Annotated in this window: 2 protein-coding genes; both read right to left on the reverse strand. The window is 51.9% G+C overall.

The genetic code is table 11. From position 1 onward, the window contains the following. Nucleotides 1-1451 (reverse strand): proline dehydrogenase family protein (locus tag VIN66_RS05550; protein ID WP_331923038.1); only part of this gene is annotated, 1451 nt, incomplete at its 3' end. Between the two features lie 247 nt (nucleotides 1452-1698). Beyond that, on the reverse strand, nucleotides 1699-2017 hold a 319-nt coding region (locus tag VIN66_RS05555), incomplete at its 5' end, for an RDD family protein (RefSeq protein WP_331923039.1).

Below are 2017 nucleotides of genomic sequence, written 5' to 3' on the forward strand. Positions count from 1 at the left end.
ATGGCGTTAACAAAGGACGAGTTGGCGCCGTTCTCCAACAGCCGGCGTACCAGATAGGCCAGCAGGTTTTCATGTTCACCCACCGGGGCATAAACGCGGCACTGAATTTTTTCGCTGCTGACAATCTGATCAAACAGTGACTCGCCCATACCGTGCAGGCGCTGAAACTCAAAACCACTGTGATCGCCTTTGGCAACTTCTAATATGGTTGCGGCGGTATAAGCATTGTGGGTAGCAAACTGCGGGTACAGTACGTCGCGCGCTTCCAGCAGTTTAATGGCACAGGCTTTGTAGCACACATCAGTTGAGGCTTTGCGGGTAAACACCGGGTAATGGTCCAGGCCTTTTTGCTGGGTGGTTTTGATTTCAGTGTCCCAATACGCCCCTTTTACCAGCCGCACCATCAGCGGCCGTTTTACCCGTCTGGCCAGTTGCACCAGCCACTCGATAACAAAGAGTGCGCGTTTTTGATACGCCTGTACCGCCAGACCAAAGCCACCCCAGTCACCCAGCGCGTCATCGCTGAACACCGCTTCAATAATATCCAGCGACAGATCAAGCCGGTCAGCTTCCTCGGCATCAACGGTAAAGCCGATATCATAGCTTTTGGCTACCAGTACCAGCTCTTTTAGTTTTGGCAACAGCTCTGTCATCACCCGTTCGCGGTGGCTGAATTCGTAGCGCGGATGAATAGCTGACAGCTTGACCGAAATACCAGGGCTTTTTATCGGACCACGGCCTTTAGCAGCTTTGCCAATAGCATGAATAGCACTCAGATAGTGCTGGTAGTAACGTTCGGCATCTTCCATCGTGCGCGCGCCTTCGCCCAGCATATCGTAAGAATAGACATAGCCTTTTTTCTCAGTGTCAGCAGCGCGTTCTATCGCATCGTCGATATCGGTGCCCATAACAAACTGTTTGCCCATGATTTTCATGGCATAGTTTACCGAGCGGCGGATCACCGGCTCACCAAGGCGGCCAATGGCCTTTTTTAGAATACCAAATTGCTGTGCTTTGCTTTTATCGCTGTAGCTGACCATTTTGCCGGTGATCAGCAGGCCCCAGGATGAGGCATTAACGAATAGTGACTCGCTGGTGCCCAAATGCGCGCTCCAGTCACCTTTGGCCAGCTTATCGCGGATCAGCAGCTCCTGCGTATCACTGTCGGGTACCCTGAGCAGTGCTTCAGCCAGACACATCAGCACTACACCTTCTTCACTCGACAGTGAAAACTCATTTAACAATGCATCTATGCCACCCTGGCCATCCTGCTGTTTACGGATGGTTTTCACCATCTGCCGCGCCCGCTCCCAGGCCCGGCTGCGGGCCTTCACACCGACTTCAGCCAGCGGTAACAGCAGGTCAATCACGCTGTTTTCGTCGATACGGTAATGGTTACGGATCTTCTGCCGCAACGGGCAAGAGGTGGTCAAATCAGCATCAAATAACATAAGTCGGCCTGTCATAGGGGCGTAAAAGCCGAAGCGCTACGCCGGGTTAACATGGGTTTACTTCGCGCATACTAAAGAAAATACGACAAAATAGGCTAGTGTAATTTGGTGTAAAAACAGTAAATCACATGGGTTATGTGTGTTTTATCGGTATAAAGTTCGGTGTTTTTCTGAAAGTGCCGTGAATTGTGGGTTGCGCCAGCCCGGCCAGCCAGCGCAACTGAAGCTCATTTCTGCAGCTGCCGCGCTATTTTGTTATGCGCAGTACCAGGGTATCGGCCAGCTTATCCTGTATCGCTTGGCGGTTAGGGTCCCAGTAGATCTGTAAAAAGCCAAGCAGGCCGGTGGCAAAGCCAGCGCTGTAGCCACCCTGACGGCCAAAAGCACCCCATAGCGACAGCGGTTTGTTATCCAGTTGCACAACACGGATACCGCACAGCTTTTTGCCGATGGTCTGGCCGTTATTCCAGGCAATAAACAAGGTAAAGTAGCCTATCGCCCAGCCGAAGCCGATACCCAGATCAGACAAAATGCCCTGGATCCATTTCAGTATACTGTGATCAGAG

Source organism: Rheinheimera sp., assembly GCF_036568245.1.
Taxonomy (GTDB): Bacteria; Pseudomonadota; Gammaproteobacteria; order Enterobacterales; family Alteromonadaceae; genus Alishewanella.